This window comes from Paucibacter sp. TC2R-5, assembly GCF_025717605.1.
Taxonomy (GTDB): domain Bacteria; phylum Pseudomonadota; class Gammaproteobacteria; order Burkholderiales; family Burkholderiaceae_C; genus Paucibacter_A; species Paucibacter_A albus.
Genome location: NZ_JAJIRQ010000011.1, coordinates 48,378 through 72,625, shown reverse-complemented (window position 1 = coordinate 72,625; position 24,248 = coordinate 48,378). Strand labels below are relative to the sequence as shown.

Annotated in this window: 24 protein-coding genes and 1 pseudogene; 8 read left to right on the top strand and 17 right to left on the bottom strand. The window is 62.9% G+C overall.

What is annotated here, in order from left to right; all coding sequences use genetic code 11:
• Window positions 1-8 precede the first annotated feature (8 nt).
• A complete protein-coding gene (gene pepQ, locus LNV08_RS21570) occupies window positions 9-1,313 on the bottom strand; it encodes a Xaa-Pro dipeptidase (protein WP_263535807.1) in 1,305 nt (434 codons plus the stop codon).
• A gap of 10 nt (window positions 1,314-1,323) precedes the next feature.
• Window positions 1,324-1,887, bottom strand: a complete 564-nt coding sequence (locus LNV08_RS21565) for a 5-formyltetrahydrofolate cyclo-ligase (protein ID WP_263535831.1) — start codon at window positions 1,885-1,887, stop codon at window positions 1,324-1,326.
• A 128-nt stretch (window positions 1,888-2,015) separates the two neighbouring features.
• Between LNV08_RS21565 and LNV08_RS21560 the strand changes: the two genes are divergently transcribed.
• Entirely contained in the window at window positions 2,016-2,432 is a 417-nt protein-coding gene (locus LNV08_RS21560) for a TfoX/Sxy family protein (RefSeq protein ID WP_263535806.1), read from the top strand.
• Between the two features lie 27 nt (window positions 2,433-2,459).
• On the top strand, window positions 2,460-3,389 hold the full coding sequence (locus LNV08_RS21555) for a class I SAM-dependent methyltransferase (protein WP_263535805.1): 930 nt from the start codon (window positions 2,460-2,462) through the stop codon (window positions 3,387-3,389).
• Here the strand turns inward: LNV08_RS21555 and LNV08_RS21550 are convergent.
• Entirely contained in the window at window positions 3,358-3,648 is a 291-nt protein-coding gene (locus LNV08_RS21550; protein WP_263535804.1) for a DUF2917 domain-containing protein, read from the bottom strand. The genes LNV08_RS21555 and LNV08_RS21550 overlap by 32 nt on opposite strands.
• 112 nt (window positions 3,649-3,760) lie before the next feature.
• Here LNV08_RS21550 and LNV08_RS21545 point away from each other — a divergent pair, with 112 nt between their 5' ends.
• Entirely contained in the window at window positions 3,761-4,750 is a 990-nt protein-coding gene (locus tag LNV08_RS21545; protein WP_263535803.1) for a LysR substrate-binding domain-containing protein, read from the top strand.
• Here the strand turns inward: LNV08_RS21545 and LNV08_RS21540 are convergent.
• Window positions 4,747-5,361, bottom strand: a complete 615-nt coding sequence (locus LNV08_RS21540) for a 5-formyltetrahydrofolate cyclo-ligase (RefSeq protein ID WP_263535802.1) — start codon at window positions 5,359-5,361, stop codon at window positions 4,747-4,749. The genes LNV08_RS21545 and LNV08_RS21540 overlap by 4 nt on opposite strands.
• Before the next feature lie 113 nt (window positions 5,362-5,474).
• Here LNV08_RS21540 and LNV08_RS21535 point away from each other — a divergent pair, with 113 nt between their 5' ends.
• From LNV08_RS21535 to LNV08_RS21525, 3 genes are all read left to right on the top strand, one after another.
• Window positions 5,475-7,466 (top strand): lytic transglycosylase domain-containing protein, encoded by a 1,992-nt coding sequence (locus LNV08_RS21535; RefSeq protein WP_263535801.1) that lies wholly within the window; start codon window positions 5,475-5,477, stop codon window positions 7,464-7,466.
• Complete coding sequence (locus tag LNV08_RS21530; protein ID WP_263535800.1) at window positions 7,463-8,440, top strand: complex I NDUFA9 subunit family protein; 978 nt, start codon at window positions 7,463-7,465, stop codon at window positions 8,438-8,440. Before LNV08_RS21535 ends, LNV08_RS21530 begins: the two co-directional genes overlap by 4 nt.
• Before the next feature lie 101 nt (window positions 8,441-8,541).
• The gene (locus LNV08_RS21525) at window positions 8,542-9,222 is read left to right on the top strand and encodes a glutathione S-transferase family protein (protein ID WP_263535799.1); all 681 of its coding nucleotides are present in this window, start codon (window positions 8,542-8,544) and stop codon (window positions 9,220-9,222) included.
• 100 nt (window positions 9,223-9,322) lie between these two features.
• Here the strand turns inward: LNV08_RS21525 and LNV08_RS21520 are convergent, their stop codons facing one another.
• The 3 genes and pseudogenes from LNV08_RS21520 to LNV08_RS21510 form a co-directional block, all read right to left on the bottom strand.
• Entirely contained in the window at window positions 9,323-9,823 is a 501-nt protein-coding gene (locus LNV08_RS21520; protein ID WP_263535798.1) for an FxDxF family PEP-CTERM protein, read from the bottom strand.
• Window positions 9,824-10,133: 310 nt separating this feature from the next.
• Window positions 10,134-10,607: pseudogene (locus LNV08_RS21515) on the bottom strand (FxDxF family PEP-CTERM protein); the annotation flags it as partial.
• A gap of 429 nt (window positions 10,608-11,036) precedes the next feature.
• Window positions 11,037-11,534, bottom strand: coding sequence for an FxDxF family PEP-CTERM protein (locus LNV08_RS21510; RefSeq protein WP_263535796.1), 498 nt, complete (start codon window positions 11,532-11,534; stop codon window positions 11,037-11,039).
• A 247-nt stretch (window positions 11,535-11,781) separates the two neighbouring features.
• Between LNV08_RS21510 and LNV08_RS21505 the strand changes: the two genes are divergently transcribed.
• Window positions 11,782-13,020 carry a multifunctional CCA addition/repair protein gene (locus LNV08_RS21505; RefSeq protein WP_263535830.1) on the top strand — a complete coding sequence of 413 codons (1,239 nt, stop codon included), beginning with the start codon at window positions 11,782-11,784 and terminating at the stop codon, window positions 13,018-13,020.
• Here LNV08_RS21505 and LNV08_RS21500 read toward each other — a convergent pair.
• From LNV08_RS21500 to purE, 9 genes are all read right to left on the bottom strand, one after another.
• Complete coding sequence (locus LNV08_RS21500; protein WP_263535795.1) at window positions 13,006-14,124, bottom strand: class I SAM-dependent methyltransferase; 1,119 nt, start codon at window positions 14,122-14,124, stop codon at window positions 13,006-13,008. The two genes, LNV08_RS21505 and LNV08_RS21500, sit on opposite strands and share 15 nt — an antisense overlap.
• Window positions 14,124-16,190, bottom strand: a complete 2,067-nt coding sequence (locus tag LNV08_RS21495) for a putative bifunctional diguanylate cyclase/phosphodiesterase (RefSeq protein ID WP_263535794.1) — start codon at window positions 16,188-16,190, stop codon at window positions 14,124-14,126. Before LNV08_RS21495 ends, LNV08_RS21500 begins: the two co-directional genes overlap by 1 nt.
• A complete protein-coding gene (locus tag LNV08_RS21490) occupies window positions 16,187-17,044 on the bottom strand; it encodes a uracil-DNA glycosylase (RefSeq protein WP_263535793.1) in 858 nt (285 codons plus the stop codon). Before LNV08_RS21490 ends, LNV08_RS21495 begins: the two co-directional genes overlap by 4 nt.
• The gene (gene rimI, locus LNV08_RS21485) at window positions 17,041-17,535 is read right to left on the bottom strand and encodes a ribosomal protein S18-alanine N-acetyltransferase (RefSeq protein ID WP_263535792.1); all 495 of its coding nucleotides are present in this window, start codon (window positions 17,533-17,535) and stop codon (window positions 17,041-17,043) included. Before rimI ends, LNV08_RS21490 begins: the two co-directional genes overlap by 4 nt.
• Window positions 17,532-18,281: a tRNA (adenosine(37)-N6)-threonylcarbamoyltransferase complex dimerization subunit type 1 TsaB gene (gene tsaB / locus LNV08_RS21480; RefSeq protein WP_263535791.1), complete on the bottom strand. Its 750-nt coding sequence runs from the start codon at window positions 18,279-18,281 to the stop codon at window positions 17,532-17,534. Before tsaB ends, rimI begins: the two co-directional genes overlap by 4 nt.
• Before the next feature lie 82 nt (window positions 18,282-18,363).
• Complete coding sequence (locus tag LNV08_RS21475) at window positions 18,364-19,332, bottom strand: esterase (protein ID WP_263535790.1); 969 nt, start codon at window positions 19,330-19,332, stop codon at window positions 18,364-18,366.
• A gap of 33 nt (window positions 19,333-19,365) precedes the next feature.
• Window positions 19,366-20,343: an L-threonylcarbamoyladenylate synthase gene (locus LNV08_RS21470; RefSeq protein WP_263535829.1), complete on the bottom strand. Its 978-nt coding sequence runs from the start codon at window positions 20,341-20,343 to the stop codon at window positions 19,366-19,368.
• Window positions 20,344-20,354: 11 nt separating this feature from the next.
• Window positions 20,355-21,527, bottom strand: a complete 1,173-nt coding sequence (locus LNV08_RS21465) for a 5-(carboxyamino)imidazole ribonucleotide synthase (RefSeq protein WP_263535789.1) — start codon at window positions 21,525-21,527, stop codon at window positions 20,355-20,357.
• Complete coding sequence (gene purE / locus LNV08_RS21460) at window positions 21,527-22,030, bottom strand: 5-(carboxyamino)imidazole ribonucleotide mutase (RefSeq protein ID WP_263535788.1); 504 nt, start codon at window positions 22,028-22,030, stop codon at window positions 21,527-21,529. The genes LNV08_RS21465 and purE overlap by 1 nt, the downstream gene beginning before the upstream one ends.
• A gap of 138 nt (window positions 22,031-22,168) precedes the next feature.
• Between purE and LNV08_RS21455 the strand changes: the two genes are divergently transcribed.
• Complete coding sequence (locus tag LNV08_RS21455; RefSeq protein WP_263535787.1) at window positions 22,169-23,122, top strand: tetratricopeptide repeat protein; 954 nt, start codon at window positions 22,169-22,171, stop codon at window positions 23,120-23,122.
• A 15-nt stretch (window positions 23,123-23,137) separates the two neighbouring features.
• Here LNV08_RS21455 and LNV08_RS21450 read toward each other — a convergent pair whose 3' ends face one another.
• Window positions 23,138-24,238, bottom strand: coding sequence for a hypothetical protein (locus LNV08_RS21450; protein WP_263535786.1), 1,101 nt, complete (start codon window positions 24,236-24,238; stop codon window positions 23,138-23,140).
• Between the last annotated feature and the right edge of the window lie 10 nt (window positions 24,239-24,248).

The following is a 24,248-nucleotide window of genomic DNA, read 5'->3' as shown; positions in this document are numbered from 1 at the left end:
TTTCTTGGTCAAAGCGCAGCGAAGGCCTCCCGCGTCATATTCTCCGGCCCGCCTTCTGCCCGGCAGACCACATCATCTTCGATGCGTATGCCGCCGAAGCGACTGAGGTGCTCGACCAAGGGCCAATTGACCGCCGCCGCAGGGCCGGCGCGCAGCTGACGCAACAGCGTCGGGATGAAATACAGACCCGGCTCTATCGTCACCACCATGCCGGCCTGCAGCTTGCGGGTCAGACGCAGATAGGGGTGGCCCTCGGGCTTGGGCGCAAGCTGGCCAAATTCATCGGCCATGAAACCGCCGATGTCGTGCACCTGCAGGCCCAGCAAATGGCCAATACCGTGTGGCATGAAGATGGACGTCACGCCTTGCTCAAGCATGGCCTCCACACTCATCTTGACGATGCCTTGCGCCTGCAGAATGCCGGCCAGATGGCGGTGCGTGCTGAGATGGATGTCGCGGTAGTCGACCCCGTCGCGCACCTCGTCCACCAGCGCCAGCTGCGCAGCCTCCATCGCCGCGAGCAGGGCGTCAAAGTCGGCGTCGCCACCCTGGCTCCAAGTGCGCGTGATGTCCGAGGCATAACCATTGACCTGAGCGCCAGCGTCAATCAGGAAAGAGCGACTCTCGGCCGGCCGCTGCACATCCTGGTACTGGTAATGCAGCACGGCGCAATGCTCGTTCAACGCGACGATATTGCCGTAGGGCAGATCGCGGTCGGTGTGGCCCGCAGCGACAAGATAGGCGCGGTGAATCTCGGCCTCGGACGCGCCGGCCAGAAAAGCATCACGTGCGGCCAGATGCGCGGGCGCGGCGCGGCGTGAGGCGGCACGCATCTGGTCCAGCTCATAGCCATTCTTGCGTGCGCGCTGGTAATGCAGCAGGTTCAGCAAGTCTTGCGGATTATTGGGCTCCACCCCGGCCAGGCGCGCATCCGCTTCGCCAATGATGGCTAGGCGCCCGGGCAGTTGCAAATGCGCTGCCGCTTCCTCGGCGCGGCTGATGATGATCAACTCAACCGCATCGACCCACTCGCCGGTCGGGCTGCTTGGCGGCACATGCCAGTAATCATCGGGCTGGTAGTAGACGACGCGAGGCTTGTGGCCGGGGCGCACCACGATCCAGCTGTTCGGATGATTGCTCAGCGGCAGCCAATGCTTGAAATGCGGGTTGGCTTGAAAGAGATAGGGGCGGTCATCCAGGAACGCGTATTTCTCGATGCCGGAGGCGATCAGCAAAGCGTCAAAGCCGGTGCGCGCCAGGGCGCTTTCGGCTTGGGCTTGCAGCTGGCTCAGGTGTTGTGCGTAAGTAGTCATGCCTGCATTCTCAACCATTGCAGTCCCACACCACACCTTCCTCGGTCAGCATGGCGTCCAGCGGTACGTCATGGGCTTCGGCCTTCAACATGGGCTGAAAGCCATGCGCATAGCCAATGCCGGCCGTGGCCGGGCGCGGCTGCAAGGCCGCCAAGGTGCGGTCCATAAAGCCGCCGCCATAACCCAGCCGCAGGCCGCAAGGGCCAAAGCCCACGCAAGGCACCAGCAAAAGTTGGGGCTCAAAGACCTCGGTGTCTTTCGGCTTGGGGATGCCGTAAGCATCCTCCTCCATCGGGCAACCGGGGTACCAGACATGAAAGCGCAGCGTGCCCAGGGCCTTGTCCACCACCGGCAAGCCAATCCTGCGTTCCGGATGATCCTCGCCCCAGCGGTAGAGTGCCGGCAAGGGGTCAAACTCACCCTTGATCGGCCAGTAAGCACCAATGGTCAACTCGGTTCGGCGCAAAAGCCAAACGCGCAAAACCTCCTGCAAATACTCGGCCAGTTCCAAACGATTTGGCAGATCCAGGCGCGCCTGAATCAGTTTGTGGCGCAAGGCGGCGCGGTCATTCATATCCACGGACAATTCCTCCCAACAAAGAAACTGCGGGCCAGCTTTCCAAGTAGCTCTGCTGGCGGCTACCCCGATTGTGTGGGCAGACCATAGGGCGGCCAACTTCGTTGAGACCCTATATTTGAGCCATGGCAAGCAAAGAATTACTTGATCACTGCATGGAGTTGCTGGCGCCGCTGGGGCCCTTGCGCAGCCGCCGCATGTTCGGCGGCTGGGGCATTTACGCCGGCGACTTCTTTATCGCCATCATTGCCTTCGACCAGCTCTATCTGAAAGCCGATGCGCAAACCCGCCCTCTGTTCGAGGCCGCCGGCTGCGCGCCGTTTCAGTACGAGCGCGAGGGTCAAGTCATGCGCCTGAACTATTTCGTCGCGCCGGAGGAGGCGATGGAGTCGCCCGCACTGATGGATGCTTGGGGCCGCTTGGCCCTGGGCGCGGCATTGCGCGCCGCCACGGCAAAGAAGCCGCCGAAAAAGTCCAAGTCCAAGCCAAAGACCGGCACAGCAAAGCCAGGGTCGAAAATGGCGACCAAGCGCCAAGCTTGATTCTCACTTTCACCCGGTCCCGCCTCTATGCAAGCCTTGCTGAGCGCCATCGCCACGATGGGCCTCCCCCTTGACGCCCAGCGCATCTTCCACGGTCGCGGTGCCCGCTTCCCGGGCTGCGAGCAATGGGCGCTGGACGCCTTCCCACCGGTCTTTCTATTGACCAGTTTTGAGCCTGCGTCGGAAGATGACTTGAAGCTCATCCACGCGGCCCTGACGGCGCGCTGGCAAGACCTGGCACCTGACCGACCGCTAGACTTGGTCTATCAATACCGGGATGAAGGCCGCAGCGAAACGCGGCTGCTCAGCGGCAGCGTGCCTGAGCCGCATCTCGTATCCGAGCAAGACTCGCGCTATCAAGTGCATCTGCTGAAGGGGCAAAACCACGGCCTGTTTCTCGATATGGCCGGCGGGCGGCGCTGGGTGCGCGAACATGCGCAGAGTCGACCCGGCATCAAGGTACTGAACCTGTTCGCCTACACCTGCGCCTTTTCGGTGGTGGCCTTGCAAGCGGGGGCCGGCAGTGTCGTCAATGTGGACATGAGCAGTGGCGCGCTCAATATCGGCCGCCAAAATCACCAAATCAACGGGCTCGACGGCAAACCCGCACGGGCCAGTTTTCTGGCCCATGACATCTTCAATTCCTGGGGCAAGATCAGCCGCAGCGGCCCCTATGACTTGATCATTCTCGATCCGCCCAGCTTTCAAAAAGGCAGCTTTGTCGCCACCAAGGACTACGCCCGCTTGCTGCGTCGCCTGCCCAATCTGCTGGCGCCGGGCGGCCACGCCATGCTTTGCCTGAACACACCCAAGCTGGGCCTGGCCTTTTTGCTGGATCAAATGCTGGAGCTTGCGCCCCAGCTGGCTTTTGTAGGGCGCGTGGCCAACCCGCCGGCGTTTGCAGACATCTCAGAAGACCGCTCGCTCAAGGTGCTGATTTACAAGGCGGCTGATTAGGCCGACAAGCCCCCGGCGGCACCAGCAATTGAAAGGCGGCTTGCGGCCAAGCTTCAAGCACGACCCGGCTGCCGGACGCGAGCGCCACGCTTTGGCCAGCCTCCAGCCACAGATCCTCGGCCGGCGCCTGCGCCCGGCCCTGCTGCGTCAGCCACACACGCCCTTGGGCAACGGCCAGTTCACGGGCACCTGGGCCGATGTCCAGACTCATGGCCTCGCCCGGCGCCAAGGCCCACAATGCTTGCGGATAGCTCATCATTCATTTACCTCCAGTTGACCGCGCAATCGGCGCCGTCTATGGGCCTGAATACTAGAGACAGCCTGGCGGCAGGTCCAATGAGATGGGCGCACGGGATTGATACCATTCACGCATGAATCAAGCGCCCGCCGTCCCGCATCAAAAACCGACCCGCCAACGACCGCTCTCCGTAGGCTCCTTGCGCGCCTTCGAGGCGGTGGCCCGCCTCCTGAGCTTTCGCGGCGCGGCCGATGAGTTGTTTTTGACTCAGTCGGCGATCAGCCGGCAGATCCGTTCGCTCGAAGAAGAACTCGGCTTCAGCCTGTTTCTGCGCGGCACCCGCCATGTCGAGCTGACCAGCGACGGCGCCGCCTTGCAAGCAAGCACCATCGCCGCACTGGAGCGGATTGACCAAACGGTGCGCCAGCTGCGCCAGGCGCGCGGCCGCCGGGTCGTCAACGTGACAACCTTTGCCTCCTTTGCCTCGCTTTGGTTGATTCCGAGGTTAGAGGCCTTCCAGCGCGAGCATCCAGACATCGACATCCGCGTCTCAGCCAACGATCAGGTGATAGAGCTGGACGACAGCGAGTTCGACATCGCGCTGCGCTATACGGCGGCCGGCAATATGCCGCCAGGAGCTGAGCGCTTGTTCGGCGAGACGCTGACGCCGGTGGTCAGCCGCTGGCTGTCGGCCCAAGGCGACCAGGGCGAGCGCCCACCGCTGCGTCAGCCTGCCGATCTGGCCCACTACACCCTGGCCGAAGAGGATGACCAACGCCCGACGGCAGAGTTTCTCGGCTGGCGGCGCTGGTTGCGCGAGCATGGCGCGGCCGACTTGCAGCCGCGCCGCTGGATGTATCTGAACTTCACCTACCAGCAAGTTCAAGCGGCTTTAGGCGGGCAAGCGGTGGCGCTGGCGCGGGTCGCACTGGTCAGCGAGCAGCTGCAGCGCGGCGATTTGATCGAGCCCTTCGGCCCGGCCGGCCGCATGAGCAGCCCCATCGCCTATTGGCTGCTGCTGTCCCGCCACAGCAAGACCCGACCAGAGGTGCTGATGTTCAATGACTGGCTGCTGACCCAGGCGGCACAGGCGCGCATCGATATTGGCGAAACCTTACCCTAGGGCGAAATGGTTTCGCGCTCAGTCAGAATCAGTGTCAGCGGCTGGTCATGCGGCTCGGCCGCAAAATGACATTCACTGAAGGACCAAGCCAAACCAATGCTGGTGACGCCGGGATGCGCGGCCAGCCAGCGGTCGTAATAACCGCCGCCATAGCCGAGCCTGTAGCCCTCGCGGGTGAAGCCCACGCAGGGCACCAGCACCAAGTCGGGCACCAGCACCGCGCCCTTGCTACTGCCTATACCGCACTCGTCTTGAACGGTCGGCGTGCTGCCGTCCCAGCGCCGGTAGTCCATGCGGCGCGGGGCCTTGTAGGCGTAGGGCAAGGCCCATTGCATGGGCTCAGGCGGCGAGTCTTCCCCCTCGTCCTCATCATCATCCTGGGCTGCAATCGGCAAAGATTCTTCGTGCAAGCCGAGGTTTCCTGAGCCCAACAAGGACGCCAAGTGCTCGGCTGCGTTAAATTCCCCCTCAAGCGGCCAAAACAAACCCAGGCACTGCGGCTCCAGTTGCTCCAGCAAACGGCGCAGCTGTTGCCCCAAACTGCCGGCAGCGGCATGCGCTGCGGGGGTGGCGGCCCAGGCGGCTCGCTGGGCCAGCAAGTGAGTCCGCAAAGCCGGGCGCTCATGCGGAAGCGATGAAGATATTGATTGAAAACTGGACACGGTACCCTTTGATGCGCAAGCGGAATTTCTCAGCAGTATATGGAGCGTTAGGTGCAACGGCCTTGGCCCTGGCATTGGCAATGGGCGCGCCTGCACGCGCCCAGACGCAAACGACGGCAGCGGCAGCCCAGACCGCCCAACCCGATTTAGTCCTTGAAGCCCACGACGCACAGCGCCGCAAAGATCGCAAGCGCTTGGCCGCCATCAACGAAGTCGCACAGGCGCAGCGCCATCCGCTGGCACCCTGGATCGCCTATTGGGAGCTGGGTCTGCGCCTGGGCGAAGTCAGCCAGCCCGAGGTGACGGCTTTTTATGCGCGCTGGCCGGGTAGCTATGTCGAGGACAGGCTGCGCAATGACTGGTTGCTGGAGCTTGGGCGCAGGCGGGACTGGAAAAACTTTGCCATTGATCACCCCCGTTTTCAGATGCGCGATGACCGCGAGGTCGCTTGCTATGCCTTGCTGGTCGAGCACCTGAACGGGCGCAATGTGGCCGAGCCAGCGCGGGCGGCTTGGATTGCGCAGCGCGAAGGCGACGATGGCTGCCAGTTGCTGGCCTCTACCCTGCTTGAAGCCAAGCAATTCAGCCCTGCCGATGTGTGGCTGAAGCTGCGCCTGAGCGTCGAGGCGCTGCGCCCGCGCGCGGCCAAACAAGCTGCCGGACTGCTGGGCAAGCCGGTCGAGCTGGCCTTGGCCGAGTTGCAAGACAACCCGGCCCGCTTCATCAACCGCAAAGCCAAGGGCGGCGCACGCACCCACACCGAGCTGGCGACCTTGGCCTTGATGCGCGTGGCGGCCAATGACCCGGCCCAAGCGGCCGACTTGATGCGTGGGCGCTGGGAGGCCGAGCTGCCGCATGATTTGGCCGCCTGGGCCTGGGCGCAAATTGGCCGCCAAGCTGCCTTCAAACTGCAGCCAGAAGCTAACGAATATTTTGAGCGTGCGTTCAAACAGCAGGCCAAACACAAACAGCCCCAACCCGAATGGAGCAGCGAAACCATGGCCTGGGCGGCCCGAGCCGCCATGCGCGCCGGTGATTGGCCGCAGGTGCTGCAGGTCATCGGCAAGATGAGCCCCGCCGATCAGGCCGACCCCACCTGGCAGTTCTGGCGGGCGCGGGCGCTGCTGGCCAGTGCGGCCGACGGAGCGCCTGGAGAGGCGATCCGCGCCGAAGCGCGCGGCCTGCTGCTGGCCACCGTGTCGCCCTTGACTTTTTATGGCCGCTTGGCCGGCGAGGAACTCGGCCTGACCCTGCCACTGCCCGCCGCACCCAGCCCCTTGACGGCGGCGGAACGCAAGCAAGCGCAAGCCCATGCCGGCTTGAACAGCGCCTTGCTCTTGATTGATTTGGGTCTGCGCAATGAAGGCGTCAGGGAATGGAACTTCAGCCTCATGCGCATGAGCGACCGCGAGTTGCGTGCCGCCGCGCAAGAGGCCTGCGATCGCGAAATTTGGGACCGCTGCATCAACACCAGCGAGCGCAGCCGCCTGGAGATCGACATGGCGCAGCGCTTCCCGACGCCGCACCGCCAACAGCTGCTGGCCAAGTCGCGCGAGGTCGGGGTTGACCCGGCCTATGTCTACGGCCTGGTCAGGCAGGAGTCGCGCTTTGTGATGGATGCGCGCTCGCATGTCGGTGCATCGGGTCTGATGCAGGTGATGCCGGCCACCGCACGCTGGACGGCCAAAAAGATCGGGGCCGAGTTCCGGCCCGAATACATGATGGACCGCGACTTCAATATCAAGATTGGTGCCAGCTACCTGAAGTTGGTGCTGGATGACTTTGGCGGCTCCATGGCCATGGCGGCTGCTGCATATAACGCCGGGCCCGGACGGCCCCGACGCTGGCGCGAAGGCAGTGTTCTGGAGGCCGCAGTTTGGGCCGAGAACATCCCCTTCAACGAGACCCGCGACTATGTCAAAAAAGTGCTGACCAATTCGGCCCTCTATGCCCAGGTACTGGGCTTGGACAATGCCAGCCTGCGCAAGCGCCTGGGCCCACCCATCGGCCCCCGCGACGCCAGCCCCACCATCACCCCGGAAGAACAGCAATGACGATGATGAACACGAGCAATCCGAACATCCTGATTCTGGGGGGCAGCGGCTTCATCGGGCGCAGCCTGTGTGAGCAGCTCACCCGCGCTTACGGCGGGCGGGCGCGCATCACCGTGCCGACCCGGCGTTTGGCCCACGCGCAAACCATTCAAGGCCTGCCCGGCCTGACGGTGTTGCAGGCCGATGTGCACGAGCCCGGCCAGCTCGAAGGCCTGCTGTCCGGCCATGATGTCGTGATCAATCTGATCGCGATTTTGCAGGGCAGCGAGGCGCAGTTCGAGCGCGCCCATGTGGACTTGCCACGCCGCTTGGCCGAGGCTTGTGCTGCCAGCGGCGTGCGGCGGCTGATCCATGTCAGCGCCCTGGGGCTGCGCGATGACGGCCGCCCTGCACCCTCTCGCTATTTGCGCTCCAAGGCAGCCGGCGAGGCGGTGCTGAAAGGCGCAGAGCTGGAATTGACGCTCCTGCGCCCCTCGGTGGTGTTCGGGGCCAGGGACCGGTTTGTCAATCTGTTTGCCAAGCTGCAGTCGGTTTTTCCTGTGCTGCCCTTGGCTGGCGCAGCGGTGAAGTTTCAGCCGGTCTGGGTCGAGGACGTGGCCGGAGCGATCGTCTCCTGCGTGCAAGACCGCAATACCATCGGTCAGACCTATGAGTTAGCCGGTCCGCAAGTGTTGAGCCTGGCGCAAATCGCCGGCCTTGCCGGGCAGATCAGCGGACACGCGCGGCCGATTTTTGCGCTGCCCGCGCCGCTGGCCTGGGCGCAGGCGGTCGTGATGGAGATGATGCCGGGCGAGCCCTTGATGTCGCGCGACAACCTGGCTTCGATGCAAGTCGCCAATGTGGCCAGCGGCTTGTTGCCGGGCCTCGAAACCTTGGGCCTCAAGCCGCAGTCGATGGCCGCCGTGTTGCCGGACTACTTGAGCGCCGGCCAAGGCTGCGCAAGGTTGGAAGCTTGGCGCGCCGCGCGGGATTGATTGATTGATGCGCAAGCTGCATCACTGGCTTGCATAAACATCAGCCATAAGGCCGCGCTGCTTGGCTATGCTCAGGCCTCAATTTTTTGCGAGGAGAAGGCATGAAACTCTTGATCGGCAACAAGAACTACTCGTCCTGGTCCATGCGGCCCTGGGTGCTGCTGAAGGCCTTCGGCATCCCCTTCGAAGAGGTCAAGCTGCGTTTTGACTTCACGCCGGATTCGGCCTTTTACCGCGCCTTGCAGCCGGTCACGCCTACGGCCAAGGTGCCGGTGCTGGTCGAAGACGATGGTTTCGCCGTGTGGGACACCTTGGCCATCACCGAAGCCCTCGCCGACCTGCACCCCGAGCATGCGATCTGGCCGCGCGACGCCCGCCAACGCGCCCGTGCCCGCAGCTTGTGCGCCGAAATGCATGCAGGCTTTGGCAAGCTGCGCGGCCTATGCCCGATGAATATCGATGCCGATCTGCGCGAAGTCGGCGCCAAGCTGCTGAACAGCGAGCCGGGCTTGCGCGCCGACCTGGCGCGCATGGACGCCCTCTGGAGCGAAGCGCTGGCCGCCAGCGGCGGGCCCTTTTTGTTTGGCCCCTTTGGCGCTGCCGATGCCTATTTCGCGCCGGTGGTAATGCGCGTCACACGCTACGGCCTGCCCTTGAGCGAGCAGGCTGCGGCCTATGCGCAGGCCATTGAGCAGCACCCGGCCGTGGCCGCATGGGTCAAGGACGCGATGGCAGAGCAGGACTTTTTGGACTTTGAGGAGCCCTATCGGCAAAAGGCCTGAGTGCTTAGGCCAGAACAGCTGCCAGAAATAAAAAAGAGCGCCACCAGGGCGCTCTTTTCATATCGGGCCTTGCGGCCCAAAGTCTTGGCTTGCCTAAAATTTAGGCAGCCTTGCGGCGACGAGCCACGAAACCGACGGCACCCAGACCTGCCAACAGCAGGGCGTAGGTCGTTGGCTCAGGCACGGCTGTGACCGACAATTCGCCAGCAAAACCTGCCTTGTTGTAAGCGGTGCCCACAGTGTGGATTTGGTAAGTCACGTTTGAGTTCAGTGCGACCGAATTCAAAACCCACTGCTCGCTTGCGTCGGTACCCTTGTTTTCGTAGGCCGCCACGGTGTTGCTACCGTCGGTCAGGTACACGCTGGTGAAGTCAACATCCTTGATACCGTTAATTTGGCTGGTAACGCTGGACGACACCTTGGAGTTTTGATCCAGCTGGAAAGTCCAAAACAGATCGAACGCGCCAGTCAAATTGCCCTTGGCAAAAGTGGCGAACTCTGGGCCGTCAAATGTAACGGAGCCCAAATTCACTGAAGCAGCCGAAGAAGCAAACGACGAAACGGCCAACAGAGCTGCGGCGACAAAATTCAATTTTTTCATTCTTTACTCTTTGAGAATTAAATGCGCCCACCCTGGGCCGGTCCAGGAACCTGTCTTAGCTCCCTTGCTCCGCACTGTAGCGACCCAAGTTCTATCTGCCTTCCCCCTGTTCGGGGGGACTTCACAAGAAATTGTGCGCTGTTCCACACTTTTGTCACTAATGCCTGCTGGTTTTTAGACATTGCGCATTTGCCGCCCATCGTAGGCACTCGCTCCAAGCGCAAAACCACCCCAGAAATGACAAAGAGCGCCACCAGGGCGCTCTTTACAGACTGGGCTTTGCAGCCCAACTTCGTGCTTGACCTAAAAATTAGGCAGACTTGCGGCGGTGAGCAACGAAACCGATGGCACCCAGACCGGCCAACAGCAGGGCGTAGGTGCTTGGCTCCGGCACTGGCGTCACTGAAGAAGTCACAAGGTATGAGCCCCCAATTGCATTAGCTGCCACCTGCGCTGACACCGCATACTTGTAGCTACCAGCAGCCAAGCTGCCAAAATCCTTGGTAACTGCCGTCGAATCAAAATTCACCGTACCTACCACGACGTTGTTCGTTACGTCCCACAGAGTCAAAGAGGCGTTAATCAGGTTTGCAAATGTAGTCGGCGGCGCAGTGTCATTCGTGACAGCAACGGCCACTGTGTATACAGGCGCGGCCAATGTGAAGGTAAAGAAATCAGAAATGATCGAATTCGCCCCTACCGCAGAGCCAGTGCCAAATTCGATGGCGTCGTGCTGACCCCACGGTGTGGTAACCGCAGATGCGGCAAAGGACGACGCAGCCAGCACAGCTGCAGCAACAAAATTCAGCTTTTTCATGGTTCAACCTCAAGAAAGTTAAGCCCGACTGGGCCGGCCAGGGAACTGCAAATCAAATCCCTTGAGGCCACTCTAACAGTGCGACTTAATTTTGATGCCCCCCCATCTAGGGGGTGTAGTTCGTGATTCTTCACACGAACTGGGGCATACCCTGAGGCAATTTGCACTTCAAATTGAACCTCTCATTGCACAGCAAGCTTTTGATAGGTGAGACCTATGAGTGAACCATTTAGACCGATGACAGTTTGGGCACACCTTGTGATCAAGTTGATCCAGTACGACCGGCATGCGTTCGGGATTTGTGACGGTTTTTTGACCCAAAAATGACAAAGAGCGCCACCAAGGCGCTCTTTGCGAATCAGGCCTTGCGGCCCGATGAGTTTACTTGCCTAAAAATTAGGCAGCCTTACGGCGACGAGCCACGAAGCCGACAACACCCAAACCACCCAACAGCAGGGCGTAGGTTGTTGGCTCAGGAACTGGTGTAGTCACAACTTGGCCAGTGTAGGAAGTGTTGGAGACCAAAGTCTTGCCTGTAATCACGACCTCATAATCGCCAGCAGCCAGTTGACCGGACCAGCCCAAATTAACTTGGTTTTTCACGACGTCGACTGTCTTTGTCAACGCGCCATAGCCAGTCAAAACGCCAGAGAAGTTCTGAATCTGATTTGCCAGTGCAGTGAACGAAGATTGGGCGCCAAAGGAGACATCCGAAGGTGCCCCGATGGTGAAGATCCAAGAATCGCTGAAAGTAGTGAGCGTCTTGTATTTCACAGACAAGCTGTTGCTATCAGGACCGGTCGGATCCATCGTACCGAGGTCGCGGGTCAGTGCGTTTGCGGACAAAGAAGAAGCGGCCAGCACAGCGGCGGCGATAAAATTCAGTTTAGACATAGTTCACTCTCTATTGGTTTTGCCCAGCGGGCGAAGCTAGGGACCTGTGAATCAACTCCCTGAAGCGAACTGTAGCAGCGAGTTTTCGATTTGCACCCCCTCAGTCAGGTGGTTGCGTTGGTTTTTTTGCACTGCAACATGAATGTCGACCGAACGGATCATCAATTGCAGTCAATTCATGACAAGACCATGTCAAAAATAGACCTCCGTGTTGCAAAAAGCACCGAACAAGGCGGGCAGTGAAGCGATGAAACAGTATTTGGTGGGCGGTGCGGTGCGTGACAGGCTGCTGGGTTTGGCTGGCAAAGACCGTGACTGGGTGGTCGTGGGGGCTGACCCGCAAGCCATGCTCAAGGCAGGCTACACGCAGGTGGGCCGCGACTTCCCGGTTTTTTTGCATCCTCAAACGCATGAGGAATACGCCTTGGCGCGCACCGAGCGCAAAACCGCGCCCGGCTACCACGGCTTTGACTTCCAGGCTTCACCCGAGGTAACACTGGAACAAGACCTGGCGCGGCGGGATCTGACGATCAATGCGATGGCGCAGGACGAGTGCGGAGCCGTCACCGACCCCTACGGCGGCCAGCAAGATTTGACGAACAAGGTCTTGCGCCATGTGTCGCCGGCCTTTGCCGAGGATCCGGTGCGCATCTTGCGTCTGGCACGCTTCGCGGCTCGTTTTGCCGACTTCAGCGTCGCGCCCGAAACGCTGGCCTTGATGCGCCAGATGGTCGCGCAAGGCGAGGTGGATGCCCTGGTGGCCGAGCGGGTCTGGCAGGAGTTCGCCAAGGGGCTGATGGAAGATCAGCCGTCCAGGATGTTGGAGGTGCTGCGCGAATGCGGCGCGCTGGCGCGCATTGCGCCTGAGGTCGAGGCATTGTTCGGCGTGCCTCAGCCGGCCGCTCATCACCCCGAGATCGACACCGGCGCTCACTTGGCTCTGGTACTGGATCAATGCGCGCATCTTGGCGCGCCGCTGGCCGTGCGCTTCGCCTGCCTCTGCCACGACCTCGGCAAAGCGCTGACGCCGGCTGAATTGTTGCCGCGCCATATCGGCCATGAAGCCCGCGGCGTGCCGCTGCTCAAGCGCTTGAGCGAGCGCTGGCGGGTGCCGAGCGACTGCCGAGAACTGGCCGAGCTGGTCGCGCGAGAGCATACCCATGTGCACCAGAGCGAGGCCTTTGGCGCCGAGGCCAGGCTGCGTCTGCTGGAGCGCTGCGACGCCTGGCGCCGGCCGGAACGTTTCGAGCACATGCTCTGGGCCTGCGAATGCGACGCACGGGGCCGGCTCGGGCTGGCGCAAAAGCCTTATCCGCAGCGTGAGCATCTGCTGAAGGACCTGCAGGCGACTTTGGGCATTGATCTGGCTGCGGTCAGCGCCGCAGCCTTGGCCGAAGGCAAGACCGGGCCCGCGATTGGCCGGGCGGTGCAGGCCGCGAGGTTGAACGCCCTGCTCGCGCTACAAGCACGCCTACAAGCTGTGTGAGCGGTCACCGGCCCTGAAGCCGATGGCGTCAAAACCGTCGCCGGTCGCGAAGCCGATGACCTTGAACAACTCGCCCATCTCATGCTCGGCGATCAGCTTGTGCGCCATCACGCGCTCGGCCAAGCTGGCTGACTCCAACAGCGACACCAGGCCGCAATTGAACAAGAAATGGGCTTGATTGGTGTAGCCGAGCACGCTCAGGCCCGCCTCTTGGCCGGCCAGGGCGATGCCAGTGAAGTTGACATGCGCGGTGATGTCCTTCTGGCCCAACAAGACCAACGGGTCGGCATCGGCGCGGTGCTCGTGATGGCACATCAAGGTGCCGCCGCTGCGCTGCGGGTGGTAATACTCGGCCTCGGGGAAACCATAGTCGATCAGGAACACCGCGCCGCGCCGCAAACTGGACGCCAAGGTGCGCACAAAGGCTTCAGCCTGCGGGTGAATTTCGGTCACCGTGCCGGGCGCGAACGGCTGAGCCTCATCCACCGGCGGCCGCGCCATGCTGGGCCTGTCCGCAAAGACCAGCGCGTCGGTTTCCTCGTCGACAGCCACGCCGCGCTCGGCCCAGGCCTGCCCATCAAAAGCCAAGAGTTGCACCGGCATCGCGTCCAAGACCTCGTTGCCCAGCACCACGCCCTCGAAAGATTCGGGCAATTGGTCCAGCCAGCGCACCTTGTCACCCCAGGCGCTCAGGCGCTCCGCTTGGCGTTGGCGCAGGCGGCCGGACAGATCAACGATGTTGTACCGAACGACTGCCTGGCCTTGCTCATCCAGCGCTTGCAGCACTTGCGCGGCCAGCGCACCCGTGCCGGCTCCGAATTCCCAGACCTCATCGGTGCCGGTGGCCGCCAAAGCCTGGCCGACCTGAGCGGCCAGCGCGCGGCCAAAAAGGGGCGACATCTCGGGCGCGGTGACAAAGTCTGAGCCGCCTTCTTGGGCGCTGGGCATGAGCCCGAACTTGCGCCGCTGATTACTGTAATAACCCAGGTCAGGGGCGTACAGCGCCAGCGCCATGAAATGGTCAAAAGCCAGCCAGTCGCCTGCGTCCTTGATGGACCGGCGTATCAACTGGTCCAGCGGGTTGCTTTGTTTGTCGGTGCTCATCAGCGCTGCGCCAACCAATGTTCGAAGGCCTGCGCCGACATCGGCTCGCCTATCATTTCACCCTGCAGGCCATCGCAACCCCATTCAAGCAACAAGTCTCGTTGTGCAGCGGTCCGCACGCCCTCGGCGCTGACCTGCAGCCCCAGGCCCGCAGCCATTTGAATCACCGCCCGCACGATCGCCGCTGCGCCCTGATCGTTGGGCAAGGGCGCCACAAAGCTCTGATCAATTTTGAGCTTATCCAGCGGCAGCCGGGTTAGGTGCGCCAAGGAGGTGTAGCCGGTGCCAAAGTCATCGACCGACACCGTCAGGCCCTGGGCACGCAGAGCCGCAAGAGTGGCCGGCGCGCTGGCGATTTCATCCATCAACATGCGCTCGGTCAGCTCCAGCTCCAGCCAAGCGCCGGGCACGCCCAAATCATTCAAGACTTCGGCCACCAATTCGGCGAAACCATCGAGGCGGAATTCCATGCGGGAAAGATTGACGGCGATGCGCACCGGGGCAATGCCGCTCTGATGCCAGACGCGTGCCTGCTCGGCCGCCGCCCGCATCACCCAGGCGCCCAGATCCAACATCAGCCGGTGCCGCTCGGCCACGTCGATGAAAACATCGGGGCCGAGCAGGCCGCGCTGCGGATGGCGCCAGCGCAACAAGGCCTCGGCCCCGACCAGCTCACCAGTCGCTGCTGACACCTGCGGCTGAAAATACAGCACGAACTCATTGCGCTCGATGGCCTGTACCAACTGGCTCTCCAAGACCAGCTCCGCATAAGCGCTGTCGGCCTGGCTGGGCTCATAAAAACAGTAGCTGGCGCGGCCCTTGGCCTTGGCCAGATACATGGCCATATCGGCATGTTGAATCAAATCCTCGGCGCGCGCGCCATGCGTCGGATACATGGCCACGCCGATCGAGGGCGTGACGGTCAGCACGCAGCCGTCGGCATTGACCGGCACTTCAACCACCGCCAGCAGCGCCATCAACACCACCAGCACATCGGCGCGCGACTGCACATCACCCAGCAAGATGACGAACTCATCGCCGCCGAAACGCGCCACCAGGTCGGTGCCGCGCAGGCATTCGCTGATGCGCTCGGCCACTGTCTTCAAGACCTTGTCGCCCTCCAGATGCCCCAGCGAATCATTGACGCGCTTGAAGTTATCGAGATCGATGAAGAGCAACGCAAACTGCTGCGGCGTGGGTTTGAGCTGGGCCGCCGCGGATGCCTGCAGGATCAAGGTCTGCACCTGCTCCATAAAAGCGCTGCGGTTCAACAAGCTGGTCAAACCGTCGTGCCGCGCAAGGTATTGGATGCGGGCCTGAGCGGCAAGCCGTTCGCGAATATCGCGCACGATGCACATGCGCAGCCGCTCGGCGCCGCGCTCCATGCTGCGCACAATCAGCTCCACCGCAATGCCATGCCCATCGCGGTGCATCATCTCGGACTCGAACGTCAGCTCGTCGCGAGCCTCCATCACCGCCGCGACCCGGTCTCGGCACCGCGGCGCGACAAAATCCAAGGCGGGACGCCCCAAAAGGTCCTGCAAGCGGTAGCCAAGCAAGTCGCACAAGGGCGGATTGGCATCGGTGATCATTCCCTCGCAGTGAAAGGCAATGCCTTCGACCGAGGCTTGCATGAACTTGTCCAGCCGGGCCTCGGACTCCAGCACCGCGAAGTCGGCCGCCAAGCGCGGCGCCTTGTACGACAGCTGCACCAAGACGGCGCTCACACCCCCGTCAACATCGAGCTGTGGCGTCAGATCGACCTGATTCCAGCGACTGGCGCCATCGACGGCCAGCAAATCCAGCCCATGGTGCACCGGCTGGCGCGTTTGCAAGAGACGCTCCAGCTGCGGCTGAACCAAACGCCATGCGGTCGGGCCGATCAGCTCGGCGAAGCTGCGCCCCAGCACCGTTTGTGCATCGCAGCCGAAGGCCTGCGCATAGGCCCGGTTGGCGAACAAGCAAGACTGGGTCTTGGCGTCATACAGCGCCAGCAAGCCGCCCAGATGATCTGCAATGAAACGCAAACCATGCTCAATCGGACCAGGTGCGGGTATGGCACTCATCGCGGCCCCAAGCCTTGCAGCGTCGCTTGCACAAGGCAAAGATCTTCCCAAGCACGCGCCTTCTCGCCCAGATTGCGCAACAAATAGCTGGGAGCCAGGGTGACGATCACCGGCGAGCCCTGGTAATCATGCACGCGCCCGCGAAGCCGGCCCAAAGGCTCACTGCTGCCGAGCAAGGTCTGCACCGCCAGTCGGCCCATGGCCAAAATCACGCGCGGCTTGACCAACTCGATTTGCCGCGCCAGATAGGGTCGGCATTGTTCCAATTCGGCCGCGCCGGGCGTACTGCCCGGCGGCGGGCGGCACTTCAGGGCCGAGCTCAAATACACCTGCTGCTCGGGCACGACAGAATTGGGATCGAGGGCGAACGACAAATTGATGGCCCGCAGCATATTGCCCAGCAGCTGCGCGGATTGGCCGGCAAAGGGCTCACCCTGAGCGTCCTCTTGCTCGCCCGGCGCCTCACCCACGACCAGGCAATCGGCGCGAACAGGCCCGGCACCGAACACGCTATTGCTGCGCCCGCCGCACAGCGCGCAAGCTTGGCAAGCGGCCGCGCTGCTGCGCAACTCGGCCCAATCCATGCGCGCGATGGCGGGCGAACGGGCAGCGCCACCGGCAGCAGGAGGCGTTGATTCAAGCGACTCAGAGGGCCGCAAAGCAGTTGGCAAGGCCTGCACCGCCGCGATTGCGGGGGCGGCGTGGGGTGGCGCTGCACTTGGCGCTGAAACAGGTGCGAATGCGGCTGCCGGCGGGCGCACCGGCTCAGCCAAGGCCTCTTGCTGCGGGACCGGCGACCAGACCCGCAGGCCCATTTCGGCCAACATCGCTCGCTGGCGCTCGTCCCAACTCATGGCGCCACCGCCAAGCTCATCAGCACCGCATCTTCACGCGGGCCTTGCTGGACCGGATAGTAGGCGCGCCGCAAACCCGTCTCAGAAAAGCCATAACGTCGATAAACCTCGCGCGCACGCTGATTGCCGACACGCACCTCCAGCCACAGCTGCGGGCAGGCTTGCTCGCGGCAAATGCCGCACAAGGCATCCAGCATCAAGCGCGCCAAGCCCCTGCCCTGCTGCTCGGGCGCCACCGACAAATTGAGCAGATGCATCTCATCCACACCCTTCATGGCGAGCATATAGCCCAGCAACTGGGGCTTGGGATCGCGTCCCGCCGGCACAGGGCGCAGCACCAAGGCTTCATAGCCGGCGGCCAGCGAGTCGATGAAATTACCCTCGGTCCAAGGCATCGAATAAACCTGACGCTCCAGCGCCAAAACCTCGGCCACATCCGCGACGGCCATGGGCCGCAAGCGGGTGGCGAGAGCCGCAAGTTGGGCGCTCATGGGCGCTCCGCCTGACGCTCTGCTTGGTGTACTGCCTGGCGTTCCGCCGTGGTCTGAGCGACCTTGTCTCGAACATAAACCGGCATGGCCTCGGCCGCATCGAGTTGCGCGCCGCAGTCCCAAGCCTGCGCCGCCAGCGCGGCCAGTGCAGACGCACGCGAGCGGCTGTTCGCCCAGACGCGGCAGTCCGCCCTATCTGACATGGCGAGTTGCTCGGCAAAAACCGTCAAGGCCGACCCGGCCACGGCACTTGGGGCTTGCGCCTGCCAAAGCTCGCACAGACTGGCCGGCGTATACAGCGCCGGCTCTGCTTCAGTGACCCAAACGCCCTGTCTCCACGCATAGCAGGCGGCGTAGATCTCGCCCATGCGCGCATCCATGGCCACCCAAACCGAGCCCGTCAGCGGCGGCTGCCCATCGGCTGCGGCCTGCTGGCGCGCGTCTTCGGCCACCAGCATCAAACTGTCGATCGCCAGCACCGGTTTGCCGGCACCGAAAGCCAAACCCTGCACCACCGCGCAAGCCGCGCGCAGGCCGGTGAAAGCCCCCGGGCCGCGCCCGAAGCCGATCGCATCCACGTCCGCCAAACTCAGGCCCGCAGCGGCCAGCAGGGCCAGCGCTTCAGGCACCAAACGCGCCGAGGCCTGCGGCCCACCGGCAGCCTCGAACAGCCAGCGACCGGCCGGGCTGGTCAGCGCCAGGGCCATTGTTTCGGTCGAACTATCCAGGGCCAGCAATATGCTCATGGCGGCAGTGTAATTGGGGGCCATAAGGAACGAAAAAGCCCGGCCGGTTTGGTGCGGCCGGGCTTGTTTGCGGTGCGAAAAATCAGAAAGGATTGTTGCGAGCGCGGGTCGCTGCCATGCGGCCAATCTGGGCATGCCCGGCGGGCGCATACAGGCGGTCGGTGGCCCACAAATAGCTGTTCCAGCTATTGTCTTTGGTGGCCTCCGGGGTCAAGGTCTTGACCGTGCAATCCGGCAAGGCCGGCGTCGTAAGGCAGGCCGCATTGGTGAAATTGGAAATACCAAAACTGCTTGGATAGCGGGCAATGACCTGGGTGTTTTCATCGGTCAAAACCAAGCCGATCAAGCGGCCATCGTTGATGATTTCAACGCGCATTTCGAGATTGAACTCGCGCGTCAACTCACTCAAGAAAGCCGGGCGTGTCGAATCCACTTTGCGGTCGGTCTCGGCCAGCGGCGAAAACCCCATGTCCGGCAGCGTCGACAAAATAATCCGGCCGTTGGCATTGGCGAGGCGATTGACTTGTGCGCCCAAGGCCTTGCCGCGTGCGCGCGCCTCGGCGAGCAAGGACTCCCTGCTTTGCGCCGGGAATTTGGCGTACAGCTCCAAGACGTCATTGACACCAACCAAGACCGAAATCAGGTCGCGTGGGCCAATGCCGCCGGCCAGCAAAGTATCGACCTGGCCCTTGAAATCAGCCACCTTGGCGCCGACCTTGGCGCGCATCAACCCTTGCGGCGCGGCCACCTTGTTGGGATTGCACTCGGCAAACACCAGGCCAAAGGAGGAGGCCAGCGTTTGCACCCAGATCGGGTTGTTTTCACATTCCAGCACGCCGGTGGTGGCGTTGAGCGCATTGATCGTGTACTTCTTGCCCTCGGGCGTGATCAAGCTCGACTCGTCACCGAGCGCAATGATGCGGGACGGATTGAAGGGCTCGATTTGTTCGGTGCCGCCGCCGCAGCCCGCCAGCACGCCCAAGGTGGACAAGGCAGCGGCTGCCAATAGGGCGCGACCGTAGCGGCCTGCGCTACGCTGAATACTCTTCATGAAAACTCCGTCCAAAAATTCCAACACTCAAGCCTAGGCTTCAAACGCCGCAGCGGCGCGGGTCAGGCGATCCCGGACCCCGTCCCACTCATTGCCCTGCGGCGGCAATTCAATCCAAATCTCCTGCGCACCGGCTGCATCCAGCTCGCGCAACACGGCAAACAACTGTTGCGCGGCCGCCAACGCATCGGCCGGCATCTGCCGCCTCAAGCCGACATGGGGTACCTCCACCGTACGGGAATATACCGCCAGGCCCGCTGGCAGCGACTGGCTCAAGCGCGCGGACAAGGCTTCGGCGCTGTGCAGACGCACGGTGGCGCGAGGCGCGTAATGGGCGGCCAAGGTACCCGACGCGCGCGGCGCCTGGGCATCATTGGCCTGCAAGGCTTGGCCCAGCGCTGCCTCAATTTGCGCCTGCGTCAGCACTCCCGGACGCAACAAGACCGCGCCGCCGCGACTGCAGTCGACGATGCTGGACTCGATGCCGACCTCGCATTCGCCGCCGTCCAAGACCAGCAAATCGGCCTCAAATTCGCTGACAACATGCTGCGCCTGCGTCGGGCTGACACGACCAAAGCGGTTGGCGCTGGGCGCCGCCACGCCAAGCACGCCTTGCACCCGCGCCGCCGTCAGCAAGGCACGCGCCACCGGGTGCGCCGGGCAACGCAGGCCGATGCTGGTCTGCCCGCCCGCCGCCGCTGCGGCCATGGCCGGCGCGCGCGGCACGATCACCGTCAAAGGGCCGGGCCAGAACGCATCCATCAAACGCTTGGCCAAGGCTGGCAACTCGGTGCTGAAGGCGGCGGCATCGGCCGCATCAAGCACATGCACGATCAAGGGGTGATCGGCGGGCCGGCCCTTGGCGGCAAAAATCTTCGCCACTGCGGCGTCGTCATCGGCACGCGCGCCCAGGCCGTAGACCGTTTCGGTCGGCAGGGCGACCAAATCACCGGCAGCCAAGCGAGTGGCGGCCAGGGTAATGGCTGCGGGGTCGAAACCACTCAACAACATAGGGGCCAAGCTCACCAATCCGCCGCCAAGCCGAGCTGTGTCGCCGCTTGCCGCGAGATACTTTCGGCCTGTTCGGTCGTGGCGGCGGTGATGTTCAGGTGCCCCATCTTGCGACCGGGCCGGGCGCTGGCCTTGCCGTAGAGGTGCAAATGAGTGCCGGGCAGCGCCAACACTGCGTCCCACGCCGGCGTGCGCTCGACGCCAGGAACAGCAGGATCAAACCAAAGGTCGCCGAGCAGATTCAGCATCACCGTCGGCGAATGCAGGCGCGGCTGAGTCAGCGGCAGGCCGGTCATCGCACGCACCTGCAGGTCAAACTGCGACAGATCGCAGGCATTCATCGTGTAGTGGCCGGAGTTGTGCGGGCGCGGCGCCATCTCGTTGACGATCAGGCGTCCATCTTGCAAGATGAAGAACTCAACGCACAGAACACCCACATAGTGCATCGAGGCCGCAATGCGCGCGGCCGAGGCCAGGGCCTGGGCCTGCAATTCCTGGCTGACACCAGGTGCCGGCACTTGCGTGACGGCCAGGATGCCGTCGATATGCAAGTTTTGCTGGACCGGAAACTGCACGATATCGCCCTGCTGACTGCGGGCGCTGATGACCGAGATCTCCAGCGCCAGCGGCAGCATCTGCTCCAAGACGCAGCGCACCTGTTTGAGTTCAACCCAAGCAGCAGCCAATTCGGCGCGGCTGCGTACGCGCACCTGACCCTTGCCGTCGTAACCCATGGTGGCGGTCTTCAGAATGCCCGGCAGCAAGTCGTCGCCGACGGCGAGCAAATCGGCCTCGGTGGCGATCACCGCATAGGGCGCGCAAGCGACCGCACTGGCCGCAAAATGGGCTTTCTCGGCGGCACGGTCTTGGCAAATCGCGACCGCCGCGCCGGCCGGCGCTACAAACCTTGTCTGCGCCAATTGTTCCAAGGCCTTGGCCGGCACGTTCTCGAACTCGGTCGTGACGGCTGCGCATTGCTGCGCCAACTGGCTCAGACCGTTTGGGTCCAGATAGTCGGCGCGAATATGCTCGTGCGCAACCAAACCAGCCGGGCTGTCGGCGTCCGGGTCCAAGACTACGGTGCGAAAGCCCAGGCTTTGCGCGGCGTGCACGAACATGCGGCCCAGCTGGCCCCCGCCCATCACGCCCAGACTCGATTCGCCTGGCAACAATGTCGCCCGCATCAGATCAATTCCTGTGTCATGGCGCGGGCCACTTCGGTCTGGCGGGCCCGGTAGGCCGTCAAGCGCGCGCGCAAATCGGCATCGTGATTGGCCAGCATTGCGACGGCAAACAATGCTGCATTGCCCGCGCCGGCATTGCCGATTGCAAAGGTCGCGACAGGAATGCCCTTGGGCATCTGCACGATAGAGTGCAAAGAATCAACCCCTTGCAGATGGCGGCTGGCGACGGGCACGCCGAGCACCGGCACCTCGGTCTTGGCCGCCAACATGCCCGGCAAATGGGCGGCGCCGCCGGCGCCGGCAATGATGGCCTGCAGACCACGCGTGGCCGCCGTCTCGGCATAGGCGAACATATCGTCGGGCATGCGGTGGGCGGACACGACCCGCGCCTCAAAGGCGATGCCGAACTCGGCGAGAATGGCGGTCGCATGCTTCATGGTGTCCCAGTCACTGCTGGAACCCATCACCACGCCGACCAAAGGAGTTGCTGCTGCTATGTTCATTGAGACGCTCGGCAAGTCCTATACGGTTGTAAGGCCCGCTTGCAAGACTAGAAAACCTTGAATTGTAGGCGGCGAGCGCCATTTGCTCGCCGTCAGCCATTTTGAATTGCCGTTGAACCGCCAACAAGCTCACTCGCCATGATAGACATCACGCTACAAAACTTCGAATCCGAACTGATCAACGGCTCGATGCAGCAACCGATGCTGCTGGACATCTGGGCGCCCTGGTGCGGCCCTTGCCGCACGCTCGGCCCTATGCTGGAGAAGCTCGAAGTCGCCTATGCCGGCCGCTTCAAGCTGGCCAAGGTGAATGCCGACGAGGTGCCCGAGATCTCCACCCAGCTGAGCCAGATGTTCGGCGTGCGCAGCATTCCTTTTTGCGTGATGTTCGTGGATGGCCAACCGGTCGACGGTTTTGTGGGCGCGGTGCCCGAGGCGCAGATCCGCGAGTTCCTCGACAAGCATGTGCCCGCCGGCGAGGTGCTGGAGGCACAGGAAGACGTCGCCGAGGCCGAGGACTTGATGGCCGAGGGTGACTTGGAAGCCGCGCTCGTCAAGCTGCAAAACGCATTGGAAACCGACCCCGCCAACGAGGCGGCGCGTTTTGACTATGTGAAGGCTTTGCTCGAGCTGGGCTTGCTGGCAGACGCCAAGGCGGCCTTTGAGCCGGTCGCCGCGCGCGCTGCTGACAGCATCACGCCGCACGCACGCTTTGCCGCACTTGGGGCTTGGCTGGCCGCCACCGAGCGCGCCCAAGCCGGCCTGAACGCCGCCGAGTTGCAAGCCGCCATTGCCAGCAATAAGCGCGACTTCGATGCCCGCTTCGCCCTGGCCCAGGGCCTGTTCGCCCGGCAGAGCTATACCGAAGCGATGGATGAGTTGCTGGAAATCATCATGCGGGACAAGGCCTGGAACAACGGCCTGGCGCGCAAGACCTATGTGGCCATCTTGGAGTTGATGAGCAAGCCTGCCCCCAAGGCCGCGGCCACCGAGACCAAGGGAACGCTGGAACTGGCGGGCCAAGCCGCGGTCGTGCCGCGCGACCCCTTGTTGGACCAGTACCGCCGCAAGCTCAGCATGGCGCTCAACTGAAGCTGAGGCCTGGCCTCAGCGGGGCCGCAAGTCCGAGTCACTCAAGGCTTGCGCCCAAGCTTGCTGTTGCTGGGCAAAGGTCGACCAGCACTGGGTAGCCAGCTCTTCGTGCCGGGCCGCTTTGGCCTTGTCACCCAGGGCCGCAAAAACCTGCGCTAAACGACTGTGGGTCGAGGCCTTGTCATCGGCATCGGTCAGCCCGCCCAGTTCCGACTCGGCCTCAAGAGCTTGCTGCAAGCCCATCTCCGATTGACCCAAGTTGACCCGGCACCAAGCCAGATCGGCCAGCAAGCTGCTGCCCCAGCGGGCCAGGCCGGTCACCATGGTCTGCGGCAAATGCTCCTCGAACAAGGCGCGCGCTTGGGCGTAGTCGCCCTCAACGGTCAGAATTTGCGCGCACAAGACGGGCGTCAGGTCCGACAACACCGAGCCGCCAACCGCAGCGTCGTAATGCCGGATCGAATCGGCGCCGAGCAAGAGCCCCGAACGCTTGACCAGCCCTTGTGAGAGCGCATCGCGCCGCACCTGCGCCGCGCGGGTCGCAGCCATGTTGTACATCAGCGCCGACAGCGAGGCATCGTCGCCTTCAGCCTGCGCATGGGCGCGGGCCTTGGCATACCAGTCACGCGAAAGGTCGGGACGCCCGGTCAGGTCATGGGCCAGCCCCAGCACCGTGCAGAGCCGGTAGCGCGCGTCATGGTCATCGGGCTTGGCCTGTGCATCGCAAGCCCGCACCTGCGCCAGCATCTCCGGTAGATCATGCCGAAGATAGGCAAACTGCGCCAACCAGGCGCAACACAGGACCGACAACTCGCTCAGCCCGGCTGCTTTGGCCATCGCATGCGCGCGCACCACCTTCTCCTGCGCGGCGCTGCTGAAGTCGGTGTAGTAGCTCATCAAGCCCTCGGCGTAATGCAGCCAAGCGGCAATCTCCGGGTTGGGGTGCTGAAAGGCCAGCAGATGCAGGGCCGTCAAGTCTTCACGCGCACGGCTCATTTGCCCATGACGCACAAACAGCACGGCGCACTGCACCTTAAGGCTGGCGCTCTGCGCCGCGCCCGTCGACGCCGCGATCTCGGCGTCGAGTCGCTTCAACAGGCGGCTCTTGATACTCATGGCCTGTTGC